Source organism: Xenorhabdus bovienii (genome assembly GCF_024721015.1).
Taxonomy (GTDB): Bacteria; Pseudomonadota; Gammaproteobacteria; order Enterobacterales; family Enterobacteriaceae; genus Xenorhabdus; species Xenorhabdus bovienii.
This window is the reverse complement of sequence record NZ_JANAIF010000429.1, coordinates 1-265: the sequence shown is the minus strand read 5'-3', so window position 1 is coordinate 265 and position 265 is coordinate 1. Positions and strand designations below refer to the sequence as shown.

Genomic DNA, 265 nt, shown 5'->3' with positions numbered 1-265 from the left:
CAGAACGCCCTTGGCTCTTCCGCCGGCGCTCTTCATCAACCAGCGCCGATATCGTTGCTGCCATATCGACGTCTCCGCCAAGATGTTCGTCTTCAAAGAAACTTGTTTTGCACGCGTCGGAAGGTTGCAGACGGGTGGTATTTCGCAAATGGCAGAAGTGGACTTTGCTACCCAGTTGATCAACAAAATCAACGGGGTCAAAGTCTGCACTAACTCCAAGAGAGCCAGTGCATAGAGTTATTCCGTTGGCAGGACTGTCAATGGA

Annotated in this window: 1 protein-coding gene; it reads right to left on the bottom strand. The window is 51.3% G+C overall.

Annotated features, from left to right (window positions below):
- The coding region (locus NXS07_RS21280) for a mannonate dehydratase (protein ID WP_258087670.1) at nt 1–265 on the bottom strand (265 nt) is incomplete at both ends.